Raw genomic sequence first — 22,695 nt, 5'->3', positions numbered from 1 at the left:
CCGGAAGAGCCGCTGGCGGTCCTCCGCTCGTGCGGAAGCGTGGGCCCCGGAAAGGAGGGGTGAACGCAACCCTCTTCAAGGCTCCCGCCCAAAAATGTTCCCCTGCCTGACAATGCACTAGCCAAAACGGAGGCAAGCCTTTAAAATCCCCGCACTATGTCCGAACAACAGCAGGCACATCCGAATACGACGGAATCCGAACTCATTGCCGTGCGCCGCGACAAGCTCGCCAAGATCCGCGAGCTGGGAATAGACCCCTACGGCGCAAGATTTGACGTGACCAACACTCCCGCCGGATTGAAAGCCGATTTCAAGGAAGACAAACAGGAGGCTGTGGCCGGCCGCCTGCTGGCCATTCGCGACATGGGGAAATCCCAGTTTTTCGTCATCGGGGACGTGCGCGGCAAAATCCAGGGGTTCCTGCACAAGAATGAGGTGGATGAAACTACCTGGAAGCTGTGGAAGCTCCTGGACCGCGGGGACTGGATCGGCATCAAGGGCACCACATTCCTGACCCGCACCGGGGAACCCACCGTGAAGGTTTCCGGCCTGACCATTCTTTCCAAGAGCCTGCGTCCGCTGCCGGACAAATGGCATGGCCTGGCTGACAAGGAAGTCACGTACCGCAAGCGCCATCTGGACCTCATTGCCAATGAGGAAAGCGCGGCCCTGTTCGTCACGCGCTCCCTCATGATTGCGGAGATGCGCCGCTTTCTTCAGGACCGCGGCTATCTGGAGGTGGAGACCCCCATGCTTCAGGACGTGGCCGGGGGCGCCGCCGCCAAGCCGTTTGAAACCTACCATAACGCGCTGGACATGCCGCTGACGCTCCGCATTGCTCCGGAACTCTTCCTCAAGCGCCTGATGGTGGGCGGCTTCACCAAGATTTTTGAACTCAACCGCAGCTTCCGCAATGAAGGCATCGACCGCCGCCACAACCCGGAATTCACCATGCTGGAAGCCTACTGCGCCTGCGGGGATTTTGAAACCATGGCCAACATGGTGGAAGAGCTCATCTGCCACCTGGCGGAAAAGTTCTGCGGAGGCCTCCAGATTGACCACAAGGATGCGGAAGGCAACGTGCTTTACACGATTGACCTCTCCCGCCCCTGGAAGCGCGCCGACTATCAGGATCTGATCCGCGGCGTGGCCGGACAGGACTGGTTTGACATTTCTCCGGAGGAACGCCGGGCCCGCTGTGAAGAGCTGGACGTGGAAATCAGCCCGGATATGAAGGATGTGGACGTCTCCCAGCAGGTATATGAAAAGCTGGTGGAGGAAAAAACCATGAACCCCTGCTTTGTCACCCATGTGGCGAAGGACCTGGTACCCCTGGCCAAGTTGAACCGGGAAAACCCGGACGTGGTGGACGTGTATGAACTGGTAATCAACGGGCAGGAAATTTCCCCCGGTTACTCGGAACTGAATGATCCGGACGTGCAGAAGGAGCGCCTGGAACACCAGGCCGCCGGAGAAACCCAGCGCGTGGATTACGACTTCATTGAAACGCTGGAATACGGCATGCCTTCCGCAGGCGGCATCGGCATCGGCATTGACCGCGTCATCATGATGCTGACGGGCGCTTCCTCCATCCGTGACGTCCTGCTGTTCCCGCAGCTGAAGCGCAAAGACAGTTAATTTACCCCCTGGCCGCATGGCTCCCCGCACCCCGGATACCCTGGACTGCGCTTCCGCCCAATGGATCGGCAAACGCCGTGAGCAGGAAGACGTGGTTAAAAGCCTTCCCGCCGCCGGCGGGATGCTGGGGATTGTGTGCGACGGCATGGGGGGCCATCTCCGCGGGGACTGCGCCTCCTGCGTGGTGGCGGAGGAATTTGCCGGGGCTTTTGCAGAAAGCGCGGTGGAGGATATTCCGGAACGGCTGACGGAAGCCCTGCATGCCGCCAACCGTGCGCTGGCCTCCATCCAGAAGGAACCGGAGGAATCCGGAACCACGCTGCTGGCCGTCTTCATCCGTGACCGCTCCCTGTGGTGGATCAGCGTGGGGGATTCCCCCCTCTACCTGTGGAGCGGAGCGGACAGCTTCCGCATGGACCGCCTGAATGAAGACCACTCCATGAGGCCGATTGCGGATTGTCTTTACCGGAAGGGGGAAATGTCCCTCCAGGGCGCCCTGCGCCAGCGCTGCGTGCTACGTTCCGCTGTCATGGGCGGCCCCATGGAGCTGGTGGACATCAGCGCCGTTCCCCTGCTCCTGCACCCCGGGGATGCGGTGCTGGCCTGTTCGGACGGCCTGCAGGTCTGGTGCGAGCTGCTTAGGGAGCCTTCCTTCCTGGCCCTTCAGAAAGCCCGTGACTGTTCCAGCCGGAAGCTGGCGGAAACCATCATGGAGCAGGTGAAGGACATGCTGGAACCCCAGCAGGACAATGCCTCCGTCTGGGCCGCCGTGATGCGGAAGCCGGGGACTGAAGACAAATAAAACGGTGCCGCCGGAGCGTGCCGGGACCGGAAATTGGCGGGGCCCTGAATATTCCGCGTTTCCGCTGGAACGGAGGCGCCGGAAAGAACTGGCGGCGAGATGATTTCCCCATTGTCATTTGACTGGCGGGGGGGTAGAATACCCTCCGCACGACATGATTGCCTGGATAGTTCTCTATATTGCAGCCTCCTACCTGGTTGGAGCGGTTCCGTTCGGCTACCTTGCCGGCAGGGTCAGGGGCCTTGACCTGAGGCAGCAGGGTTCCCGCAACATAGGGGCTACCAATGCATGGCGCGTGCTGGGCTGGAAGTGGGGCCTCTCCGTTTTCATCCTGGACTTTTTGAAGGGATTCGTGCCCGTGTTCGGCGCCTTGAACTGGCTGCCGTTTTTGACGGGGGATGCGGGCGGCTGGGATTTCAACGCCGTGGTGGTTCTCGTCTGTTTTGCCGTGGTGCTCGGCCATACCTATACCTGTTTCCTTGGGTTCAGGGGCGGAAAAGGCGTGGCGACAACCGCGGGCGTCTTATTTGCCCTCAATCCGGTGGTGGCCTGTGTGGCTCTGGGCGTGTGGCTGGTGCTCATGGTAATATCCGGCATCGTGTCGCTGGCCAGCCTGGTCGCTGCCGCGGCGATGATCGCCGCCGGGTGGTGGTCCTACCCGCTTTGCCGGGATGGGGCCGTTTCTCCCCAGATACTTTACGTTGCCTTTTTTACCGTGGTGGGGGCGCTGGTCATTCTCAAGCACCGTTCCAATATCGTGAGGCTCCTCAACGGAACGGAGCACTCCTTCTATTCCAAAAAGTCCAAGTAAGATGATGAATCGGTTACATAAAATAGCAGTCATCGGCGCCGGTTCCTGGGGTACGGCCCTGTCCATGGTCCTGGCCACCCGCGAATGTGAAGTCGTCCTGTGGACGCCGGAAGAAGCGCAGGCCCGCCAGCTTGCGGAAACGAGGCGCAGCCCGGTCCTGTCCGAGACCGCCGCTCCCCTGGCTCCCAACATCCACCCCACATGTGACCTGGAGCAGGTGAAGGATGCGGAACTCATCGTAGTAGTGGTGCCTTCCGTAGCCATGCGTTCCGTGGCGCAGCGGCTGCGCGGCCTCCCGGTGCGGCCGGACGCCGTCATCGTCTCCTGCACCAAGGGCATTGAACAGGGCACCCATAAAAGAATGACGGAGATCCTTCAGGAGTACCTGCCCTCCAACCCCATAGGCGTGCTTTCCGGCCCCAACCATGCGGAAGACATCTGCCTGGGCCTTCCGTCCGCCTCCCTGATCGGTTTTGAGGACCCCAAGTATGCGGACTGGGTGCAGCAAATCTTCGTTTCCAAAACCTTCCGCGTTTACTCCGCCACGGACATCATCGGGATGCAGCTGGGGGGAACCATCAAGAACGTCTTCGCCATCGGCGCCGGACTGTGCGAGGGCCTGAAGCTGGGGGATAACGCCCAGGCCGCCCTGCTGACCCGCGGCCTGGCGGAAATGACGCGCATCGGCGTAGCCAGCGGAGGCCGCAGGGAAACCTTCATGGGCCTCTCCGGCGTGGGAGATCTCATTGTCACCTGCTATTCCCGCCACTCCCGCAACCAGACGGTGGGCCGGAGGCTGGCGGAAGGGAAAAGCCTCCAGGAAATCCTGGACACCCTGGGCATGGTGGCGGAAGGGGTGCCCAACACGCTCTCTGTCTATGAAATTGCGCGGAAGCTGGGAGTCAGGACGCCCCTGATTGACGCCGTGTATTCCGTTCTTTATGAATCCAAGCCGCCGATGGAAGCGCTTGTGGAGCTCATGACGCGTGACCCGCGGCCGGAATTAGATTGATTTTTTGTTTTTTTGAGTTGCTTTTCCTCGACAAATTGTACTATATAAACAATCAGTATGAAACGTGCCATCATCTCAGCTCTTTTTGCCGCCGGCGCCATCGGTGTCGCCAGTGCGGACATTCAGGCTCCTCCCGCTTCCGAATACACCCCCACCCGCAAGCTGGGCCGCGCCATCGCCAACCTCATTTATTCCGTTGAGGAAATTCCGCTTGGAGTGATCAACTGGACCAGCCGTGAAGGCGACTATGCCGGTTTTTCCGTGGGCATTGTTGATGGCACCGCTACCATGCTTGAACGCATGGGCTACGGCATCTATGAGCTGGTCACGTTCTGGGCCCCCACTTACAAGTGCACGTACAAGCCCCCTTATCAGGGACGTTGCGGCATGAGCGGCCTTAAGGAATACAACCCCAACGGCGGCTTGAGCGAATTCCCGGCGGAACTCAGCTTCCAGAGCTACTACAAGTACTCCCGCCAGCAGCGCGACTAAGGTCCGACTGTTGAAAATTTCAAAAGGGCTGTCTGCAATGGAGCAGACAGCCCTTTTTAATGTTAAAGTCTTATTGTCCGCAGTAGTAAATTTCCATGTTGGGAGGGTTGACTCCGCCCACGGTGCCGGTAAGAGTATGGGCATGGTGGAAACTCCTCTTGGTTTGTTGCAGTTTAGCCACATCCGCTAAGGCATCTTGCGTAATATTGCTGCCCGGATGATGGCATTTGATTTCAATGGGGGCAAGATAAGGGCCATTTGAAAAAAGGAAATCAGGCGTTCCGTATCCCTGGATGCCGTTTTCCCGTTCATGATCAATATTGTTCATAGTGAGGTACGTGGCAAATTCAACCTGGAACCAGCCCTCCCAGCCGCCGGGAATATCCCAGGGGTAATCAGTCCTGGCGACACTGCCGAGAACGGTATCAACGTGCTGTCCGAACCGGGCCATATGATTGATGAAGCGGCCTCTATCATCGGGGCTGTATCCTAGAAATTGTTGTATTGTTAATTGAGCCATATCGTATTAATTAGTGGTTGAGCCCCTATCATGGCTACAGCGTTTACAGGTGAAAAGAGAGCCCTGCCCGGGCGGGGAAATGGCTTTTACAAAGGCATAAAAGAGTGCTTGCCTGTCACTGACCGTATGTAGAAAAGAAGGGGTTGTCCTTCGTGACGACCGTCACGATTGACGGGAGATGAAGGAAGAAGTATCTTTCCACGCGGAAAGGCTTTCCCATCATGAATAAAACAGTTGCTTTCATCGGCCTGGGCGCTGCCGTCTGCATGACGGCCCCCGCATTTGCCCAGGACACCCATCTTTCCCTGACCAAACAGAGCGTTGCCAGCATGCATGAAATTACGGCGGCGCTGGACAAGGTGACGGATGAGCCCGGAGCGGCGGACGCCGTGAAAACGGTTAAAAAGGTGCGTGAAAAGCTGGTAGACCTTGGGAAAAGGCAGTTGGAGCTGCCCGGCGCCACGCCGCAGGAGCAGGCGCAGATTTCCGCCCAGATGACGGAAGTGCAGAAGATTTCCGGTGAGTTGGTGAAATCCCTGGCCCGTTTGAAAAAAGAAGGCCTGCTCACGCCTGACTTGCAGAAGGCTTTGATGGATTTGCAGTCCGTCCAGACGGAACTGGCGCAGGCGGAGCCGTTCCCGAAGGATGCGGAGGGCAACACGCATGAAACCCTGCTGGCTAAAACCGTGGATGAAGTCAAGAAGCTGGATGACTCCCTGTCCAGGGTGAAGGATGAGGAAACCAGCAAGGCTGCCGTAAACCAGATAGGGCATTACCGGGCCGCTCTGCTGGACATTGCCAAAAAGCAGGCCGCCCTGCCGCCCCTCACCCGCAACCAGCAGGCCAAGCTGACGGGAGTGCAGCAGCAGCTTGTGGAAATGATGCAGCCCATCGTCAAGCATGTGACGGCCATCATGCTTTCTCCGGATGCCTCCAAGAACCTGAAGGAAGCCCTGAATTCCCTTTCCGAATTGCCTAAGGAAGTTCAGAAAATCCGTGAAGAGGCGGCCAAGTGAACTTTCTGGGGAATGCCCCTCTTTTGGACTGGTCAAAAATTATAATTGTTCTAAAGTGACTGTCCTGAGGAATGCGACCGATTTTTAGTGAAACAGATCTCAATGAACGCCCCTTCCTGGTTTTCTGGGAAGTGACGCGCGCCTGCGCGCTGGCGTGCAAACATTGCCGCGCCGTGGCCCAGCCGCGGCCTCATCCTGATGAATTGACCCATGAGGAAGCCCTGCGCCTGATTGACCAATTGGCGGAGTTGCGTCCCCCCATGCTGGTACTGACGGGCGGGGACCCCGTCATGAGGCCGGACATTCTGGAATTGATCCGCGCGGCGGCGGGAAAGGGGCTGCACGTGGCGTTGAGCCCCGCCGCTACCGCCCGGCTGCTGCATGCGGACTTTCATGCCTTGAAGGAGGCCGGGGTCCAAAGCATGTCCCTGAGCCTGGACGGTGCGCATGAGGCTACGCATGACGCCTTCCGCGGCGTTCCCCACACGTATGAACGGACCCTCCGAGCGGCGGAAATGGCAAAGGAGGCGGGCATGCACCTGCAAATCAACACCACCATCACCAGAAGCACCTTGGGCGAGTTTGACGACTTTGTGGGGCTGATGAAGAAGATGGAGCCGGGAATGTGGAGCGTGTTCCTGCTGGTGCCCACGGGCCGCGCCGCCATGGATGAAATGCCCACGGCGGAAGAAGTGGAGGCCGTCTGGGAAAAACTCAGCAAGGTAAGCCGTGAAGTCCCCTTCGGCGTCAAAACCACGGAAGGGCACCATTACCGCCGTGTAGCCCTTCAGGAAGCCCGCGCGCAGGGGAGCAAGCCTGCGCGCCGCGCCATCCCCACCCGGGACGGCAAGGGGATCATGTTTATCTCCCATACCGGGGAAATCCAGCCTTCCGGCTTCCTTCCCGTTACGGCGGGAAACGTCCGGACGGACGATCCGGGGGAAATCTACCGCACGCACCCCCTTTTCCTCAAACTCCGGGACGACAACGCGCTGCAGGGCAAATGCGGCCGGTGCGAGTACCGCACCGTCTGCGGCGGCTCCCGTTCCCGCGCCTATGCCGTTTACGGAGACATGATGGCGGAAGACAACCTCTGCCCCTACCAGCCCAGGCTTTCACAACACCATGATTAATATTACCAGACTTTGGACAGGGGCGGAACAGCCCGCGGACCATTTGAGATACGGGCAGGGCCACGGGCACGGCCGCTCTGCGGGAGGTGCCGTGGAATCCTGCGCTCCGGCCTCTTCCCGCGTCCGGAAGCCCATTGTGGTCTGGAACATCACGCGCACCTGCAACCTCAAGTGCGTGCATTGCTATGCGGACGCCTCCGCCAGGAAATTTGAAGGGGAGCTGGACTGGGACCAGTGCTGCGCGGTCATTGACGATCTGGCGGACTACAAGGTGAACGCCCTGCTGTTCTCCGGAGGGGAGCCGCTGGTGCATCCGCGCTTCATGGAGCTGCTGGAACGCGCCACCGGAAAAGGGCTGAAGGTGACCATTTCCACGAACGGCACCCGCATTACGCCGGAAGCCGCCGCGCGGTTCAAAGAACTGGGCGTGGCGTACGTGGGAATTTCCCTGGACGGCATCGGCGCCGTCCATGACAAGTTCCGCGGAGTGGAAGGCTCTTTTGAACAGGCGGTGCGCGGTTTCAAGCTCTGCAGTGAAGTGGGGCAGAAAACGGGCCTGCGCCTGACGCTGACCCGCAACAACGTGCAGTGCATGGAGCAGATTCTGGACTTCATTGACGCCAATGACATCCAGCGCGTCTGCTTCTACCATCTGGTTCCCACGGGCCGCGGCGTGGAGGTGCAGACCCTGACGCAGGAAGAGGCGCGCCATGCCATGGACACCCTGATTGCCCGTGTGGAGCAGTGGAAGGCGGAGGGCAAGAACCGTGAAGTGCTGACCGTTACCCAGCCCGCGGACGGCATTTACCTGCTGCTGCGCCAGCTCCGGGAAGGTTCCCCGCTGGCCAAGGACACGCTGAACCTCCTCCAGTGGAACGGCGGCGGGGCGAACAGCTCCGGCCGCGGCATTGCCAACATTGACACCCAGGGCACCGTGCATCCGGACCAGTTCTGGCAGTCCGTCACGCTGGGCAATGTGAAGGCCAACCTGTTTTCCGACCTTTGGGACGCCAAGGCGGGCGCTGCGGCGGACATGCTGCCTGAACTGCGCGGGTCCGACGACCCCCTGGAACGGCAGAAAAAGATTGAAGGCCGCTGCGGCCGCTGCGTGCACTTTGCCCTGTGCGGGGGCGGCTTCCGCACCCGTGCCGCGTTCGCCAACGGGCACTGGTACGGGTCCGACCCCGGCTGCTACCTGACGGAAGAGGAAATTTCCACCCCTCTGCCGGAAGCCGACTGATTCCGCACAAGGCTTTGCCCGGCACAGCCAGGGATGCCCCACGCTGCACTGCGTACAGGAAGAAAACCGCGCTTTTCCCTGCTTTACAAGGCACGCGGCATGGCATAGCATCCCTGCATCATGAGTCAGGAACTGAGACCGGAAACGCTGTGCGTGCAGGCGGGCTGGACCCCCAAAAAGGGAGAACCCCGCGTATTGCCCATTTACCAGAGCACCACGTTCAAGTATGAAACCAGCGAGCAAATGGCCAAATTGTTCGATCTGGAAGAAGCCGGATTCTTTTACACGCGCCTTCAGAATCCCACCAATGAAGCGGTTGCCAGAAAAATCGCGGAGTTGGAAGGCGGCGTGGCCGCCATCCTGACCTCCTCCGGACAGGCGGCTTCCTTCTTTGCCGTTTTCAACATCTGCGAGGCCGGAGACCACATCGTCAGCGCCGCTTCCATTTACGGGGGGACGTACAACCTTTTTGCCGTCACTTTCCGCAAGATGGGCATAGAAGTCACCTTTGTGGACCAGGACGCCCCGGCGGAGGAAATAGCCAAGGCCTTCCGCCCCAATACGAAAGCCCTGTTTGCGGAAACCATTTCCAATCCCACGCTTTGTGTGCTGGACATCAGCAAGATGGCGGACATCGCCCATGCGCACGGCGTTCCCCTGATCGTGGACAATACCTTTGCCACGCCCATCAACTGCCGTCCCTTTGAATGGGGCGTGGACATTGTCACCCACTCCACCACCAAGTATATGGACGGCCATGCCACGGCAGTGGGCGGAGCCATTGTGGACAGCGGCAACTTTGACTGGGAAGCCCATAGGGACAAATTCCCGGGCCTGACGGAGCCGGACCCCTCCTACCACGGGCTTTCCTACAGCAAGAGCTTCGGCAAGGGCGCCTACATCACCAAGGCGACCGTCCAGCTCATGCGCGACCTGGGTTCCATCCAGTCCCCGCAGAACGCCTTCCTGCTCAACCTGGGCCTGGAAACCCTGCACCTGCGTGTGCCCCGTCACTGTGAAAACGCGCAAAAGGTGGCGGAATTCCTGGAAAACCGGGAGGAAGTGGCCTGGATCAACTATCCGGGCCTGCCGTCCAACAAGTATCATGACCTGGCGCAGAAGCAATTCCGCGGCGGGCAATCCTGCGGGGTGGTCACCTTCGGTATCCGGGGCGGCCGTGACCGCGCCATCAAATTCATGGACAGCCTGAAACTGGCCGCCATCGTCACCCATGTGGCGGATTCCCGCACCTGCGTTCTCCATCCCGCCAGCCATACGCACCGCCAGTTGACGGATGAACAGCTCATGGAAGCGGGTGTCCGGCCCGACCTCATCCGCTTTTCCGTAGGGACGGAAGCCGCGGAAGACATTATTGCAGACCTCGGTCAGGCTCTGGAAGCCATCCGTTAAACCCTGGTCTTTCCTTTCTCGTACGAGCAGCCGTTCCGCGGGCATCTCCGCGGAACGGCTGCTCTGTGTGTGGTATGGGGAAGGCCGGGATGGCACGGAGTGTGGAACGCCTCCGGAAAGACCATTTCCCGGAGCAGGAGCCTCCCCTCCCCTGTAAAAACCTGCGGAAACTCCGCAGAAAAATAACTTCATTTCATTTTCCCCTTATTCCAAAGCTTAATTCCACGTAAAATAGGTATTTTAATAGGGTTATAAAGAAAAATCCAGCAAGGGCGCGTTCCGGGAAACGCTTCGGCCTTTCAACCTCAAGAAGATGCGCCAGATTTCAGAAAAAGCGGAAAATTCAAAGACTTTTCTTCTTAATTGTAAATTGACATAACATAATAAATTTATTATGGTGTGTAACTTATGAAAAGTAGATATTGTGCTGTATTAATAAGCTGCGCCAGCGTACTGGCCGCGAATGCCGCCACCATTATTGCTGAACTGCCTGAATCGGCCAATTTGCCGCAAACGGCAACCATGGCGCCGCAGACGGGGAACCAGCTTCTGGATAAGGTAAGGACCCGCGGGTTTGGCGTCTATGCGGGAGGCAATAACAACAGCCTGGCCAACTGGCCCCAAAATGGAGAAGGAACCTGGATCAACAACGAGAACGTCGGCTCCATCATCCTGTGCGGCAGGAGCGGCGTGGCCGGAGACTCCTTTGCCATGGTGCTGGGAGGTCCGGAGCAGGGGGACCTTGTCTCCTCCATCGTTTTTTCCTGTGATACGCCAGCCTCCGTCATTACCAGCTACGTCATGGTTCTGGCGGTTTATGACTCTGCCGGAACGCTTGTCCAGGACCTCTCCGCCATGGAAAGCTTCACCTTTAATTCCACCTCCAGGACGACGACCGTCTCCCTGAACATGGCGGATGCCCCCCTGGCGTGGGGAGAGGGTTACAAGGTAGTTGCAGGAGTGCGCGGCGGTGCGGGCTCCGCCACCTCCCCTTACACGCTCTCCAACATTCAGGTGGCCTATGAGATTGTTCCGGAACCGGGTTCCGTCTCCCTGGGGATGCTGGGCCTGGGCGCGCTGGCCGTACGGAGGTACCGGAGCCGGTGAACAGCCATTCCGCCAACCGGGAGGGAAGCGGGATTTGTCCCCCGCCTCCTTTTCCCGTTACGTTTGAAAAGGGCGAACTTCCGGAATGTGGGAAAACACGGCTTTCCGCCAGCCGGAGCGGGGTTATTCCCGGAGGGAGTGCTCAAAAGCCCGGTACTGCACGGCCTCATACAAATGGGAATCCTGGATTTCCGGGTTACCCTCCAGGTCCGCTATGGTGCGGGCCACTTTCAGGATGCGGTCATAGGCCCGGGCGGAAAGGGACAGTTCCTCCACGGCGCGGAGCAGAATGTCCCGGCCTTCCGGCCGCAGGCGGCAGTACCTTTGCAGGGCTTTTCCGGAAAGCGCCGCGTTGCTGCGGAATGGAGTGCCGGCATACCTGCTGCACTGGAGCCGCCGGGCCGCCATGACGCGCTCCCGGATGCTGGAGGAGCATTCCCCGGCTGGCGCGGAAGCCAGGATGGAAGGGTCCACGGCGGGAACTTCCATCAGCAGGTCAAACCGGTCCAGAAGCGGCCCTGAAATCTTCCGGCGGTAGCGGGCAATCTGCGCCGGGGCACACGTGCAGGTTCTCCTTCTGTCCCCCAGATACCCGCAGGGGCACGGATTCATGGCTGCCGCCAGCATAAAGCGGCAGGGAAACGTCATGGTGCCGGAGGCGCGGGAAATCACCACATGGCCGGATTCCAGCGGCTGCCGCAGGGTTTCCAGAGCGGCGCGGCGGAACTCCGGCAGTTCATCCAGAAACAGGACGCCGTTATGGGCCAGGGACACTTCCCCCGGAGTGATATTTGCCCCTCCGCCCATCAGCCCCGCATCCGATATGGTGTGGTGCGGTGCCCGGAACGGCCGGCGCGCCACCAGCCCGTTTCCCCGTTTCAAGAGTCCGCATGCGGAATGGATTTTACTGGTTTCCAGGGCTTCTTCCCGGCTCAGCGGGGGCAGGATGGTCGGAAGCCGCTGGGCCAGCATGGATTTGCCGGATCCCGGAGAACCGCTGAGCAGGATGTTGTGGCCTCCCGCCGCGGCAATCTCCATGGCGCGGCGGGCGTAGGATTGCCCCTTGATCTCGTCAAAATCCACGGCAATTTCCTTTTCTCCATCACTTTGTTCTTTCGCCGCGGAATTTGTGAAAGGAGCGGGCAGGGCGGCGGAGGTGAGCAGCTGCCAGGCTTCCCGCAGGGAGGAGACGGGATAAATATCCACGCCCTGCACCGGCGCCCCCTCATGGGCATTGGCGCAGGGCAGCATGATGCGTTTCCGTCCCATGCGCCTCGCCTCCATAATCTGTGGCAGGGTGCCTTGTACGGGGCGTACGGTGCCATCCAGGGCCAGTTCTCCCATGATGCACCAGCTAGAAGCGTCAATCTCCGTTTCCGCCGCTCCGGCAATCATTCCCAGGGCAATGGGAAGATCAAAGGCCGGCCCCTGCTTCCTTAAATCCGCCGGGGCCAGGTTGACGACAAAAATTCCCTGCTGGAAAGGCAGCCCGCTGTTCTGGATGGCCGTATCCACGCGCTGGCCGCTCTCCTTGACGGCCGTATCCGGCAAGCCCACGATAAAGATGCGTTTTTCCGCCATGGGGCGGAAATCCACTTCCACCTCCACCTCTATGCCATCCACGCCCAACACGGTGGAAGAATACAGCCGGGTCATCATTTCCCCATGCTAGCGGGGAATACCAAAAAATAAAGAAAAATAGCAGAACAAATAAAAATATCTGCCGGATTATTCAGCGCCGGGAGGCCCTCCGGAGGATTTCCCGCTCCTCTTCTGTGAGGCTGGACACGCCGGACCGGGATATTTTTTCCATAATGTCATTCACCTCTTCTTCGGAAGGGAAGCGGTTATTGGCGGAATGGCGTGCTGGGCGTGCCGGAGACTGATGGGAGGAAGGAACGACCCGTGCCTTGGGGGAGGACAGTTTTTCCTTCCACAGGATCAGCAGGGTCAGGATAAATCCGGCAAACATGCCGCCCAGGTGGCCCGCTTCACCGCCTGCATTGCTCCACTGGAAGATAATGACGGCGCAGGCAATGCCCAGCACGGCCAGCGCGAACTGGCGGACGCTCAGATTGACCGGAGGGAACAGAAGCTGGACCCGCGCATGCGGAAAAAGCACCGCGCACGCGGCCATGATGCCGTAAATGGAGCCGGAAGCCCCCACCATGGGAATGAAGCGCCACTCCGGATCAAAAAATCCCATGTACCCCAGCAGGGAGGAGAACAGGGCCGCAGCCACCCCGCAGAACAGGTAATACAGCAGGAAGCGCAGGTGGCCGAAGCGTTCCTCCACCACCGGGCCAAAAAACCACAGGGCAATCATGTTGAACAGGATGTGGCCCAGGTTGGCATGCAGGAACTGGTAGGTGAACAGGCGCCACAGCTCCCCTTCATGAAAGCATGTATATTCGCTGTAGGCCCCGTAAAGCTGAATCAGGTCCAGGCGGCCGGGAGGGTAAATATTCCGCGGAATCTCCACCTGGAAGAAGAACCCGAGCATGAAGACGACCACATTAACCAGGATCAGCCAGTGCACTATGACGGCGCCGCGCTGGTCAAACAAATGCTGCCGTACCGTATTTCCCCAGTTCTCGTTCTCCGCTCGCATATAAGGCCGAATGTAATCGTGTTCAGGGCGTTTTGACAAGGAAAATACCCGTCCCGTTCAAGGAAGGGGGAGGAACCGCGCCGCATTATTTCCACAGCGCGGCGGGCAGCAGGTCCGGCGGCAGTTCCGCGCCGTGCACAAGATGTTCCGCCAGTCGGGCCGCCGACCACGGGGAGGTGGTCACTCCCTTGCTGCCCAGCCCGGAAAAGACATACTGGCCGTTCAGGCCCGGAATGGGTCCGGCGACGGGCTGGCTGCGCCGGATGATGGGGCGCACGGCGGCGCGTGCGCGGATGACGTTCATCTCTCCGGAATAGCGCCTGACCAGGTCCAGCATCAATTCCTGGACGGCAGGCGCCTCCGGAATGCCGGGAGCTTCCCACGCCCACGCGTACGTAGCGCCGAAGCGCCAGAAAGAGCCGTTGTGAACCAGCCAGCGGCCAAAGTGCAGGATACCCGCGTGCCAGTCCAGCTCCTTCAGGTCCAGGTCCAGAATTGTGCCCTTGGAAGGGCGTCCTTTCAGCGGGGCCATGTCCGGATGGCATCCGGCCTCCCAGCCGGTGCACCAGACCACATGAGTGAAAATCCGTCCGTTCCAGTGGAAAAGGCCGTCTTCATCCGGCTGGATGTCTGCGGGAGACACGTCCGCTTCCGCAAAACGGCCCTGTTCCGTGAAAAACCGCCGCATGGCATTGACCATGTCCTCCACGTGAAGGACGGCGGAACCGCGCGTATAAGCGGCTTTTCCCTGTCCTTTCCAGTGTTCGGGCCACGGAAAAAGGGGCCCGGCATAGGGGCTGGATTCCGGGGCCATCTGGCGCTCCTGCCAGATTTCAAGCTGGTCCTCCGTTTCCAGTTCCCGGAAAATCGGGGTCTTCTGCCACCAGGAGCCGCCCAGTTCCCGTTCCGTTTCCGGATAAAAATCTGCTGCTGCGGACAAGCACTCCTCCTGCCGCCAGCCGGGGCGGAAGGCCCGGCCCGTCAGGGGATTCACCAGCCCGGCCGCCACACGGGAAGCCGTTTCCGCAACAGGGCGGTCCGTAATGGTGAAATCCGTGCCGCGGCGTTTCAATTCCCATGCCAGGCAGCTTCCCGCGATTCCCTGGCCGATGATAAGAACGTTCATGATCGTTGAATGAAGAACCGGAAAAACCCGGGAATATATGGAAAAATGGAGGCAGGGTCTCTCTCCTCCGGAAGCGGAATACCCCGCAGGCACCGGAATGCGCCTGCGGGGCTGGAAAAAGGCGTCTTAAAGGGCCGCGATAATGGCGTCCCCCATTTCCACGGTGTTCACGCGGATTTCTCCAGGGGCTCCCGTAGCCAGGTCTCCCGTGCGGTAGCCCTGTTCAATCACGCGGCGCACGGCGGCGTCAATGGCGTCTGCCGCGTCCTTTTCCCCGAGGGAATAACGCAGCAGCATGGAAAGGGAAAGAATCTGGGCGATCGGATTGGCAATGCCCTTGCCGGCGATGTCCGGGGCGGAACCGCCGGAAGGCTCGTAAAGGCCGAAAAACAGGCCGTTGTCCCGGCTGCCCTGGCACAGGCTGGCGCTGGGCAGCATCCCCAGGGAGCCGCAGATCATGGCCATCTCGTCGGAAAGAATGTCCCCGAACAGGTTCTCCGTCACCAGCACGTCAAACTGGCGGGGATTGCGCACCAGCTGCATGGCGGCATTGTCCACGTACATGTGAAGCAGCTCCACGTCCGGATAATCCCTGGAAACCTCAATCATCGTCTCGCGCCACAGCAGGGAATTGGTCAGCACGTTCGCCTTGTCCACGCTGGTGACGCGCTTGCGGCGCCCGCGGGCGGCTTCAAAGGCCACCCTGGCAATGCGCTCCATCTCGCTCTTGTGGTAGCGCATGGTATCCACCACCACCACGTCGTCCCCCTCCTGTTCGCGGAAACGCGGTTGGCCAAAGTAGAGACCGCCCGTCAGTTCCCGGACGCAAAGAATATCAAAACCGCCTTCAATCAGCTCATTCTTGATGGGGGAGGCATGAGTGAGCGCAGGCAGGCATACGCCGGGGCGCAGGTTGGCATACAGGCCGAAGTGCTTTCTCAGAGGCAGCAGGGCGCCGCGCTCCGGCTGTTCATTGGCGGGAAGGTGTTCCCACTTGGGGCCGCCCACGGAGCCGAACAGGACGGCGTCCGCCTCCTCACAGGCGCGGATGGTTTCTTCCGGAAGGGCCTTGCCGCAATGGTCGATGCCCGCACCCCCCACAAAAGCCTCCTTGCGGCTCACGGTAAAACCGAATTTGGCGCTTACGGCGTCCAGAACCTTCAGGGCCTCCTTCATGACCTCGGGGCCGATGCCGTCGCCGGCCAGAACAGCAATATGATGGTGATGTTCACTCATGTCGCTGAAAGTCTGGGCATTCTCCTCTGAAAGGTCAAGAAACACCGCTGGCATGTCCATTTCCCGGCGCCCTTTTTGCGTCAAAAAGCATACAGGAACAAAAAAGTACTTGCCAAACGCCCGTGCCTCCATTAAAAATCCCTCCGCGCTCCATGGAACGCAAACTCCCCTGTAGCTCAGCGGTAGAGCGGGTGACTGTTAATCACTAGGTCGTTGGTTCGAGCCCAACCGGGGGAGCCATTCTTTTTCTAAAGCCCTGTAAGTTCAACGACTTACGGGGCTTCTTTTTTGCCTGTTCCGGGGCTGGAAAGGTGAAAAATCGTGGGGAAACAGCCATAAATGCTGACCCAATATCATTTTTTGATTCCGTTCCGGCGTAAAACCGCGCTTACCGGATAGACTCATGAAGCGCTGGAAAGTAAATCCGGCAAAATATGCTCCAAGCGGGTGGTGACGGGGCCGTATTCCGCCAGGTTGTCCGGCTTTTGCAAAGAAAACCGGGTATTTTTTCTTCAAGGGAAGAATAACGGCTGTATCGCCATTTGAAAAATGAGCCCGCAGGAGGGCGCTTGAGAGAACCCTTAGTGAAAGAGGCTGGAGAGCGGCATCATCCTGTATCTTAACCGGGCCACCAGTAAAAAGGATGCCGTGCATTCTCCGCTGAAAGAATTAAAACAGCGGAATCCTCAACAGGTTCCATTCCATTTTGATTCCCGTTCCGGTGCATTGATTCTGAAATAATATGGCTCCCCGGGCAAAGAGAGGGGAACCGTGCCGCGATGGAAGCGGCGCTCCTTGAATGGCGTTACTCGTGAAAAAGCATGGGTATTTGACAAGAGGGCAAATCACAGTAAAATTACTGAAATAATTGCAGTAAAAACATTGACCTGCTCCAATAATTCAGTAGGTTAGTATTGTTGCAGAAAAACAACGGATCGTAATCTGCTGCGCATTTTAAAACATGGCGAGACACGATGTTATTTACCATTACGCGGGCATGAAGGCGTGGCAGCCTTGGTTGGCAAAGGAGCCGCCGGCAGGCATGGCTGATTGGCGCGTCTCCGGCAGGTTGCCTGCCGGCAGGCTGCTTCAGGCGTGATGCAAGAAAGATTCTGGAAAAATTGTGAAAACCTACCTGGACAAAAACGTCTATGAAGCAGCGCTGGAACGCATCGCCTACTGCTTCCAGGAGTTTGACCATGTTCTGGTGTCTTTCTCAGGCGGCAAGGATAGCGGCGTCATGCTCAATCTCTGCTACAATTATGCGGATGAACAAGGTCTGCTGGACAAGCTGACCATGTACCATCTCGACTATGAGGCCCAGTACCAGATGACGACCGAGTACGTAACCCGGACGTTTCTGGAACAATTCCCCGGCATCCGTAAAATGTGGTATTGCGTGCCGGTCAAGGCCCAGTCGGCCTGCGCCCTGGGGGAGCCCTACTGGACGCCGTGGGACGCCGCCCAAAAAAAACTGTGGGTGCGGCCCATGCCGGAAAACCCCTATGTGATTCATGAAGGGAATCTGGACGTTCCGTTCCGGCACGGCATGGTGGATTACGAGTTCCAGGACAAGCTCTCACGCCACTTTGCCAGGCAGCACGGAAGCACCGCCGTCATGGTGGGGCTGCGGGCGGATGAGAGCCTGAACAGGTACGCAGCCGTTGCGCGCGGCAATAAAAGGAGATCCTATAAAGGCAGAAAGTGGATTACGCAGACGGATGCCGTAACCGTCAATGCCTACCCTTTGTACGACTGGCGTGTCAGCGATATTTGGACGGCCAACGCCCGTTTTGGTTTTGACTACAACCGCCTTTATGACCTTTTGTACCACGCGGGCCTCACTGCCGGGCAAATGCGGGTGGCCAGCCCCTTCAATGATTGTGCCCAGGAAAGCCTGAAACTTTACAAAGTCATTGATCCCGCCAACTGGGCACGCATGATCGGGCGCGTCAACGGCGTCAACTTTACGGGCCTGTACGGAGGCACAACGGCCATGGGATGGAAAACCATCAAGCTGCCTCCCGGCCATACATGGAAGTCCTATTATGAATTCCTGCTTTCCACGATGGACGCGAAAACGGCAGCCCACTACAACAGCATTCTTGAAAAATCCAAAAAATACTGGACAAAAGGGGGCACCGTTGATCCCGGAACCGCTGATGAAGTGCTGGCCGCCTACCCTCTGGCCACCGTGACGGGGAAGTCGAGGCGCTACGGCGGGCGCGACGTCGTTCAATTCATGGGATACCCCGACGACATGCCCGTCAGCAATTTCCGGCAGGTACCCTCCTACAAGCGCATGTGCATCTGTATCATGAAGAATGACTACTTTTGCAGATATGCCGGATTCAGCCCTACCAAGGGGGCGCTTGCCCGGCGCCGTGCCGCCGTCAACAAATACCGCAATATTTCATGAACACCTCTTCTCCATCCCCCGTCTACAGGATTCGGCGTGTTCCACTGGACCAAATCCGCTCCAATGCCTACAACCCGAATAGTGTGGCTCCCCCCGAAATGAAGCTGCTTTACCAGAGCATCAAGGAAGACGGCTATACGATGCCGATTGTCTGTTATAAACTGGAGGACGGCACCTATGAAATCGTTGACGGGTTCCACCGCTGCCAGATCATGAAAATACACCGCGATATCTACGAGCGGGAGGAAGGCATGGTGCCGGTGGCCGTTATCGACAAGCCCCTTGGAAACCGCATGGCCTCCACCATCAGGCACAACCGTGCCCGTGGCTCTCATAATATTGAACTCATGACCAACATTATCCGGGAATTGACGGAAGCGGGCATGTCGGATGCGTGGATACTTAAAAACCTGGGCATGGACGCAGCGGAACTGCTGCGCCTCAAGCAGCTCAGCGGTATTGCCGCCCTGTTTCATAACAGCGAATTCAGCCGGGCGTGGGAATCAAAATGACACCAGTCCATGAACAAAGATGTCACTCAATTGCTGGAAGCCATCCAGAAGAAAACGGGCTGTGACACGAGCGGCGCCGTGCGCTGGCTGGCGGAGCAGGCCGGAGTATCCGAGAGAACGGCGTGGTACTGGAAACAGCAGGACAAATTGAGGACGGCAACGGAAAAAAACCTCGGCAGAATTGCGGAGGAATTGAAAAGGTAAGCAGGGGACTGTGTTTATGCCGCCGGGGAGGGATTTTCCATCAACCGGGGATGGCTTTTAACGGGGCCCCTGTTCAGGAACGGCCCTGTTTTTCCTTCTCCGGAAGGGACGGTTCAAAGATGCCGGGCAGGGGAGTGCCTTTCAGGAACAGCCCGGCAATGACGCGTGCCGCCTTATTCCCGTCCGCCGGCTGCCCACAGCCATTTTCCGTATGGAAAATGGCCTTGCTGACACGGGAGAAGCTTTTTTATTTGAGCGAAATAGCATTTTGTTAGGTATACCTTATAACAAAGGAAAGCATCAGCGCCATGACCAGCAGCCGTGAAGATTATTTAAAAGCAATTGCCAGACTCCAGCAGAATGCTGAGCGCGTCAGCAACAGGCATATTGCGGATGATCTGGGCGTTTCCGCCGCTTCCGTCAGTGAAATTATCCGGAAGATGGAAAAGGAAGGCCTGGTGGAAAGCGTGGAGAAACGCTCCATCCGCCTGACGCGGAAAGGGGAGGAAGCCGCCGTGCGGCTGGTGCGCATTCACCGGCTGTGGGAGGTTTTCCTGGTAGACCATCTGGGATATGCGTGGGGGGACGTGCATGAGGAAGCGGAAAAGCTGGAACATGCGGCTTCACCGCAGTTGATGGAAAAGCTGGACCGTTTTCTGGGTTACCCGGAGATGTGCCCCCACGGGAGAAAGATACCGGGCAGGAAGAAGCAGGGACCGCAGGAAGGGCCGCTTTCCCGGCTGTCCGACCTTCCGGCAGGGATTCCGGCGGTGGTCAGGCGTGTGCCGGAGTCAAAAGAACTGCTGGAGCTTCTCGCCTCCTGCGGCATTCGCCTTCATGAAAAAGTGGCCCTCCTGGAAGAAGGCGCGCATTGCGGCGCGTTTCTGGTGGAAGCCCGGGAAGGGCGCCGGCTGGAATTGCCGGTAGCCGCCGCTGATGCCATCCTTGTGGAAATTTCTGCATGAACAATTAATAGAAAGGATAAACTGACCATGACATTAAACCAGTTGCCTGAAGGAAAAGCCGCCAGGATTGAGTCTCTGGGAGTGGAAAGCCGCCTGAGAAGGCGGTTGATGGATATAGGCATGATTCCAGGAACCCGGGTGGAATGCCTGGAACGCGGGCCGTTCGGCGACCCCGTTGCCTTTCTTGTGCGCGGAACGGTGATGGCGTTCAGGTCTTCCGATCTGGAATTGATTACCGTCAAGTCCGCCTGAAACCAGCCAATGAAGGAGACCCGGTGAGTCCGAATAGTGAAGAGGAACGGGACGGTTCTTGCGGCCCGGTGGAAAAGCGCATGCCTGTTGTGGCGCTGGCGGGCGCTCCCAATGTGGGGAAAAGCACGGTGTTCAACGCGCTGACGGGGCTGCGCCAGCATACCGGGAACTGGCCCGGGAAGACGGTGGTCCGTGCGGAGGGTATCGTGGGGCGCGGTTCCCGGGAGTACCTGCTGGTGGATACGCCGGGTACGTATTCCCTGCTGGCCTGTTCCTCGGATGAGGAGGCGGCGCGGGATTTCATCTGTTTTGGCCATGCGGATGCCGTCATCGTGGTCTGTTCCGCCACCAATCTGGAGCGGGATTTGAATCTGGCCCTCCAGGTCATGGAAACGACGGGAAATGTGGTGGTCTGCGTCAATCTGATGGACGAGGCCCGGCGCAAGGGCATCCGCATCAACTGCCCTCTTCTGGAAGAGCGTCTTGGAGTGCCCGTGGTTCCGGCGGCAGCCGCCAGGGGGGAGGGGCTGAAGGTTCTGGCGGAGACGGTGCAGCAGATGGCGTGGTCCGGAGAAAGGCGCCCTTCCCGCCACCTGTCCTACGGGAAGGACCTGGAACCGTGGCTGGAGCGTTTGGAAGTCGCCGTTGCCGGCTGTTCCCTGAACGGTCTGGAAGCACGCTGGGCGTCCGTCAAGCTGCTGGAGGGGGATGAAGGAACGCTCGGGCTTCTGGCGCAGTATGCGGGAAATGATTTAAGGAAAGAGAAGGAGGTGGAGAACATCCTCCGTGAGGCGTCCGCGGCGGATCCCTCTTCCGGCGAATCTTTCGGCGACCGTGTGGCGGCCGCCTTTGTGGAACGGGCGGAGCGGCTGTGCCAGGGAGTGGTCATCCTGCCGGACGGCGGGGGCCTGGGGCGCGACAGGCGCATTGACAAGGTGCTAATGGGCCGGTGGACGGCTTATCCCCTCATGTTCGTCCTGCTGGTGCTCATTTTCTGGATCACCATTGTGGGGGCCAATTACCCTTCCCAGTGGCTGGCGGACCTGCTTGGGGAAGGCCAGGAGGCCCTGACGGCCCTGTTCCGCCTGGCGCATGCTCCGGAATGGCTGCACGGCGTGCTGGTACTGGGCGTTTACCGCGTGGTGGCATGGGTCGTCTCCGTGATGCTGCCCCCCATGGCCATCTTTTTCCCCCTGTTCACGCTGCTGGAGGATTCCGGCTATCTGCCCCGGGTGGCGTTCAATATGGACAAGGTGTTCCAGAAGTGCTGCGGCTGCGGCAAGCAGGCGCTGACCATGTGCATGGGGTTCGGGTGCAATGCGGCGGGAATCACGGGGTGCCGGATCATTGATTCCCCGCGGGAAAGGCTCGTCGCCATTTTGACGAACAATTTTGTTCCCTGCAACGGCAGGTTCCCCACGCTGATCGCGCTCATGACCATGTTCTTTGCCGGGTCCGTAGCTTCCGGATTGCAGCCGCTGGCCTCCGTTGCGGGGCTGGTGCTTCTGATCGGCCTGGGCGTGGGGATGACGTTCGCCGTAACGGCCCTGCTGTCCCATACGATTTTGAAGGGGACGCCGTCCTCCTTTACCCTGGAACTGCCCCCCTACCGCAAGCCCCAGATCGGGAAGGTGATTGTCCGTTCCTTCATGGACAGGACGCTGGCCGTCCTGTGGCGCGCGGTGATGGTGGCGGCTCCCGCCGGGATCATCATCTGGCTGATGGCGAATATCCGTTTGGGAGACGCCAGCCTGCTGGTGCACGGCACGCAGTGGCTGGACCCCGCCGGGCGCCTCATGGGGCTGGACGGCGTGATCCTGATGGCGTTTATTCTGGGCATTCCGGCCAATGAAATCGTCTTTCCCCTGATCATCATGGGGTACCTGGCTTCCGACAACATGATGGACATGGATGACATGAACCAGTTGAAATCCCTCCTGACGGACAACGGCTGGACCTGGGTGACGGCGTTGTGCACCATGCTGTTTTCCCTGATGCACTGGCCGTGTTCCACCGCCGTTCTTACGGTCCGCAAGGAGACGGGCAAATGGAAGTGGGCCCTGCTTGCCTTTGCCATCCCGACGGTCTGCGGCGTTGCCATGTGCATTCTGGTGGCGGGAACGGCGCGCCTGATGGGATTCGCCTGATTTGAGAGGGAATTCATGCCGCCGGGGCCTGCTCCGGAACGG

22 protein-coding genes and 1 tRNA gene are annotated in these 22,695 nt (G+C 59.1%); 17 read left to right on the top strand and 6 right to left on the bottom strand.

Annotated elements, in window-relative coordinates:
* The first annotated feature begins 156 nt into the window (after positions 1-156).
* The 5 genes from lysS to ABGM91_RS04455 all read left to right on the top strand — a co-directional run bounded on the left by lysS (position 157) and on the right by ABGM91_RS04455 (position 4,755).
* Positions 157-1,638, top strand: a complete 1,482-nt coding sequence (gene lysS, locus ABGM91_RS04475; RefSeq protein WP_354834003.1) for a lysine--tRNA ligase — start codon at positions 157-159, stop codon at positions 1,636-1,638.
* Positions 1,639-1,654: 16 nt separating this feature from the next.
* Entirely contained in the window at positions 1,655-2,440 is a 786-nt protein-coding gene (locus tag ABGM91_RS04470; protein WP_354834001.1) for a protein phosphatase 2C domain-containing protein, read from the top strand.
* Positions 2,441-2,594: 154 nt separating this feature from the next.
* Entirely contained in the window at positions 2,595-3,251 is a 657-nt protein-coding gene (gene plsY, locus ABGM91_RS04465; RefSeq protein ID WP_354834000.1) for a glycerol-3-phosphate 1-O-acyltransferase PlsY, read from the top strand.
* Position 3,252: 1 nt separating this feature from the next.
* Positions 3,253-4,263: an NAD(P)H-dependent glycerol-3-phosphate dehydrogenase gene (locus ABGM91_RS04460; protein WP_354833999.1), complete on the top strand. Its 1,011-nt coding sequence runs from the start codon at positions 3,253-3,255 to the stop codon at positions 4,261-4,263.
* Positions 4,264-4,320: 57 nt separating this feature from the next.
* Positions 4,321-4,755, top strand: coding sequence for an exosortase system-associated protein, TIGR04073 family (locus ABGM91_RS04455; protein ID WP_102712942.1), 435 nt, complete (start codon positions 4,321-4,323; stop codon positions 4,753-4,755).
* A 70-nt stretch (positions 4,756-4,825) separates the two neighbouring features.
* Here ABGM91_RS04455 and ABGM91_RS04450 read toward each other — a convergent pair whose 3' ends face one another.
* Positions 4,826-5,275 (bottom strand): hypothetical protein, encoded by a 450-nt coding sequence (locus ABGM91_RS04450; RefSeq protein ID WP_354833997.1) that lies wholly within the window; start codon positions 5,273-5,275, stop codon positions 4,826-4,828.
* Between the two features lie 221 nt (positions 5,276-5,496).
* On the opposite strand from ABGM91_RS04450, the gene ABGM91_RS04445 reads away from it, so the two are divergent.
* From ABGM91_RS04445 to ABGM91_RS04425, 5 genes are all read left to right on the top strand, one after another.
* Positions 5,497-6,291 (top strand): hypothetical protein, encoded by a 795-nt coding sequence (locus ABGM91_RS04445; protein ID WP_354833995.1) that lies wholly within the window; start codon positions 5,497-5,499, stop codon positions 6,289-6,291.
* A gap of 71 nt (positions 6,292-6,362) precedes the next feature.
* Complete coding sequence (locus ABGM91_RS04440; RefSeq protein WP_354833993.1) at positions 6,363-7,424, top strand: radical SAM protein; 1,062 nt, start codon at positions 6,363-6,365, stop codon at positions 7,422-7,424.
* Positions 7,417-8,664 carry a radical SAM protein gene (locus ABGM91_RS04435; RefSeq protein ID WP_215426801.1) on the top strand — a complete coding sequence of 416 codons (1,248 nt, stop codon included), beginning with the start codon at positions 7,417-7,419 and terminating at the stop codon, positions 8,662-8,664. The genes ABGM91_RS04440 and ABGM91_RS04435 overlap by 8 nt, the downstream gene beginning before the upstream one ends.
* Before the next feature lie 120 nt (positions 8,665-8,784).
* A complete protein-coding gene (locus tag ABGM91_RS04430) occupies positions 8,785-10,074 on the top strand; it encodes an aminotransferase class I/II-fold pyridoxal phosphate-dependent enzyme (protein ID WP_354833991.1) in 1,290 nt (429 codons plus the stop codon).
* Positions 10,075-10,482: 408 nt separating this feature from the next.
* Positions 10,483-11,181: a PEP-CTERM sorting domain-containing protein gene (locus ABGM91_RS04425; protein ID WP_354833989.1), complete on the top strand. Its 699-nt coding sequence runs from the start codon at positions 10,483-10,485 to the stop codon at positions 11,179-11,181.
* A 123-nt stretch (positions 11,182-11,304) separates the two neighbouring features.
* On the opposite strand, the gene ABGM91_RS04420 is transcribed toward ABGM91_RS04425, so the two are convergent.
* The 4 genes from ABGM91_RS04420 to leuB form a co-directional block, all read right to left on the bottom strand.
* Complete coding sequence (locus ABGM91_RS04420) at positions 11,305-12,840, bottom strand: YifB family Mg chelatase-like AAA ATPase (RefSeq protein WP_354833987.1); 1,536 nt, start codon at positions 12,838-12,840, stop codon at positions 11,305-11,307.
* A 73-nt stretch (positions 12,841-12,913) separates the two neighbouring features.
* Positions 12,914-13,792, bottom strand: coding sequence for a rhomboid family intramembrane serine protease (locus ABGM91_RS04415; protein ID WP_354833985.1), 879 nt, complete (start codon positions 13,790-13,792; stop codon positions 12,914-12,916).
* Between the two features lie 85 nt (positions 13,793-13,877).
* Complete coding sequence (locus ABGM91_RS04410) at positions 13,878-14,918, bottom strand: FAD-dependent oxidoreductase (protein WP_354833983.1); 1,041 nt, start codon at positions 14,916-14,918, stop codon at positions 13,878-13,880.
* A gap of 126 nt (positions 14,919-15,044) precedes the next feature.
* The gene (gene leuB / locus ABGM91_RS04405) at positions 15,045-16,154 is read right to left on the bottom strand and encodes a 3-isopropylmalate dehydrogenase (RefSeq protein WP_354833981.1); all 1,110 of its coding nucleotides are present in this window, start codon (positions 16,152-16,154) and stop codon (positions 15,045-15,047) included.
* 165 nt (positions 16,155-16,319) lie between these two features.
* Here leuB and ABGM91_RS04400 point away from each other — a divergent pair.
* A tRNA-Asn gene (locus ABGM91_RS04400) sits at positions 16,320-16,394 on the top strand.
* Positions 16,395-16,418: 24 nt separating this feature from the next.
* On the opposite strand, the gene ABGM91_RS04395 is transcribed toward ABGM91_RS04400, so the two are convergent.
* Positions 16,419-16,808 (bottom strand): hypothetical protein, encoded by a 390-nt coding sequence (locus ABGM91_RS04395; protein ID WP_354833979.1) that lies wholly within the window; start codon positions 16,806-16,808, stop codon positions 16,419-16,421.
* Between the two features lie 469 nt (positions 16,809-17,277).
* Here ABGM91_RS04395 and ABGM91_RS04390 point away from each other — a divergent pair, with 469 nt between their 5' ends.
* The 6 genes from ABGM91_RS04390 (at position 17,278) to feoB (ending at position 22,653) form a co-directional block, all read left to right on the top strand.
* The gene (locus ABGM91_RS04390) at positions 17,278-18,573 is read left to right on the top strand and encodes a DUF3440 domain-containing protein (RefSeq protein WP_354833977.1); all 1,296 of its coding nucleotides are present in this window, start codon (positions 17,278-17,280) and stop codon (positions 18,571-18,573) included.
* Positions 18,570-19,085 carry a ParB/RepB/Spo0J family partition protein gene (locus tag ABGM91_RS04385; protein WP_354833974.1) on the top strand — a complete coding sequence of 172 codons (516 nt, stop codon included), beginning with the start codon at positions 18,570-18,572 and terminating at the stop codon, positions 19,083-19,085. The genes ABGM91_RS04390 and ABGM91_RS04385 overlap by 4 nt, the downstream gene beginning before the upstream one ends.
* A gap of 9 nt (positions 19,086-19,094) precedes the next feature.
* Positions 19,095-19,289 (top strand): hypothetical protein, encoded by a 195-nt coding sequence (locus ABGM91_RS04380; protein ID WP_354833972.1) that lies wholly within the window; start codon positions 19,095-19,097, stop codon positions 19,287-19,289.
* Positions 19,290-19,597: 308 nt separating this feature from the next.
* The gene (locus tag ABGM91_RS04375; RefSeq protein ID WP_354833970.1) at positions 19,598-20,254 is read left to right on the top strand and encodes a metal-dependent transcriptional regulator; all 657 of its coding nucleotides are present in this window, start codon (positions 19,598-19,600) and stop codon (positions 20,252-20,254) included.
* A 27-nt stretch (positions 20,255-20,281) separates the two neighbouring features.
* Positions 20,282-20,506, top strand: coding sequence for a FeoA family protein (locus tag ABGM91_RS04370; protein ID WP_215426812.1), 225 nt, complete (start codon positions 20,282-20,284; stop codon positions 20,504-20,506).
* A gap of 23 nt (positions 20,507-20,529) precedes the next feature.
* Positions 20,530-22,653: a ferrous iron transport protein B gene (feoB, locus tag ABGM91_RS04365; protein ID WP_354833968.1), complete on the top strand. Its 2,124-nt coding sequence runs from the start codon at positions 20,530-20,532 to the stop codon at positions 22,651-22,653.
* The last annotated feature ends 42 nt before the right edge of the window (positions 22,654-22,695 follow it).

Source organism: Akkermansia muciniphila, assembly GCF_040616545.1.
In the GTDB taxonomy this organism is placed as follows: domain Bacteria; phylum Verrucomicrobiota; class Verrucomicrobiia; order Verrucomicrobiales; family Akkermansiaceae; genus Akkermansia; species Akkermansia muciniphila_E.
Note: the sequence above shows the minus strand (reverse complement) of the source record. Positions and strands in the feature narration are given on the sequence as shown.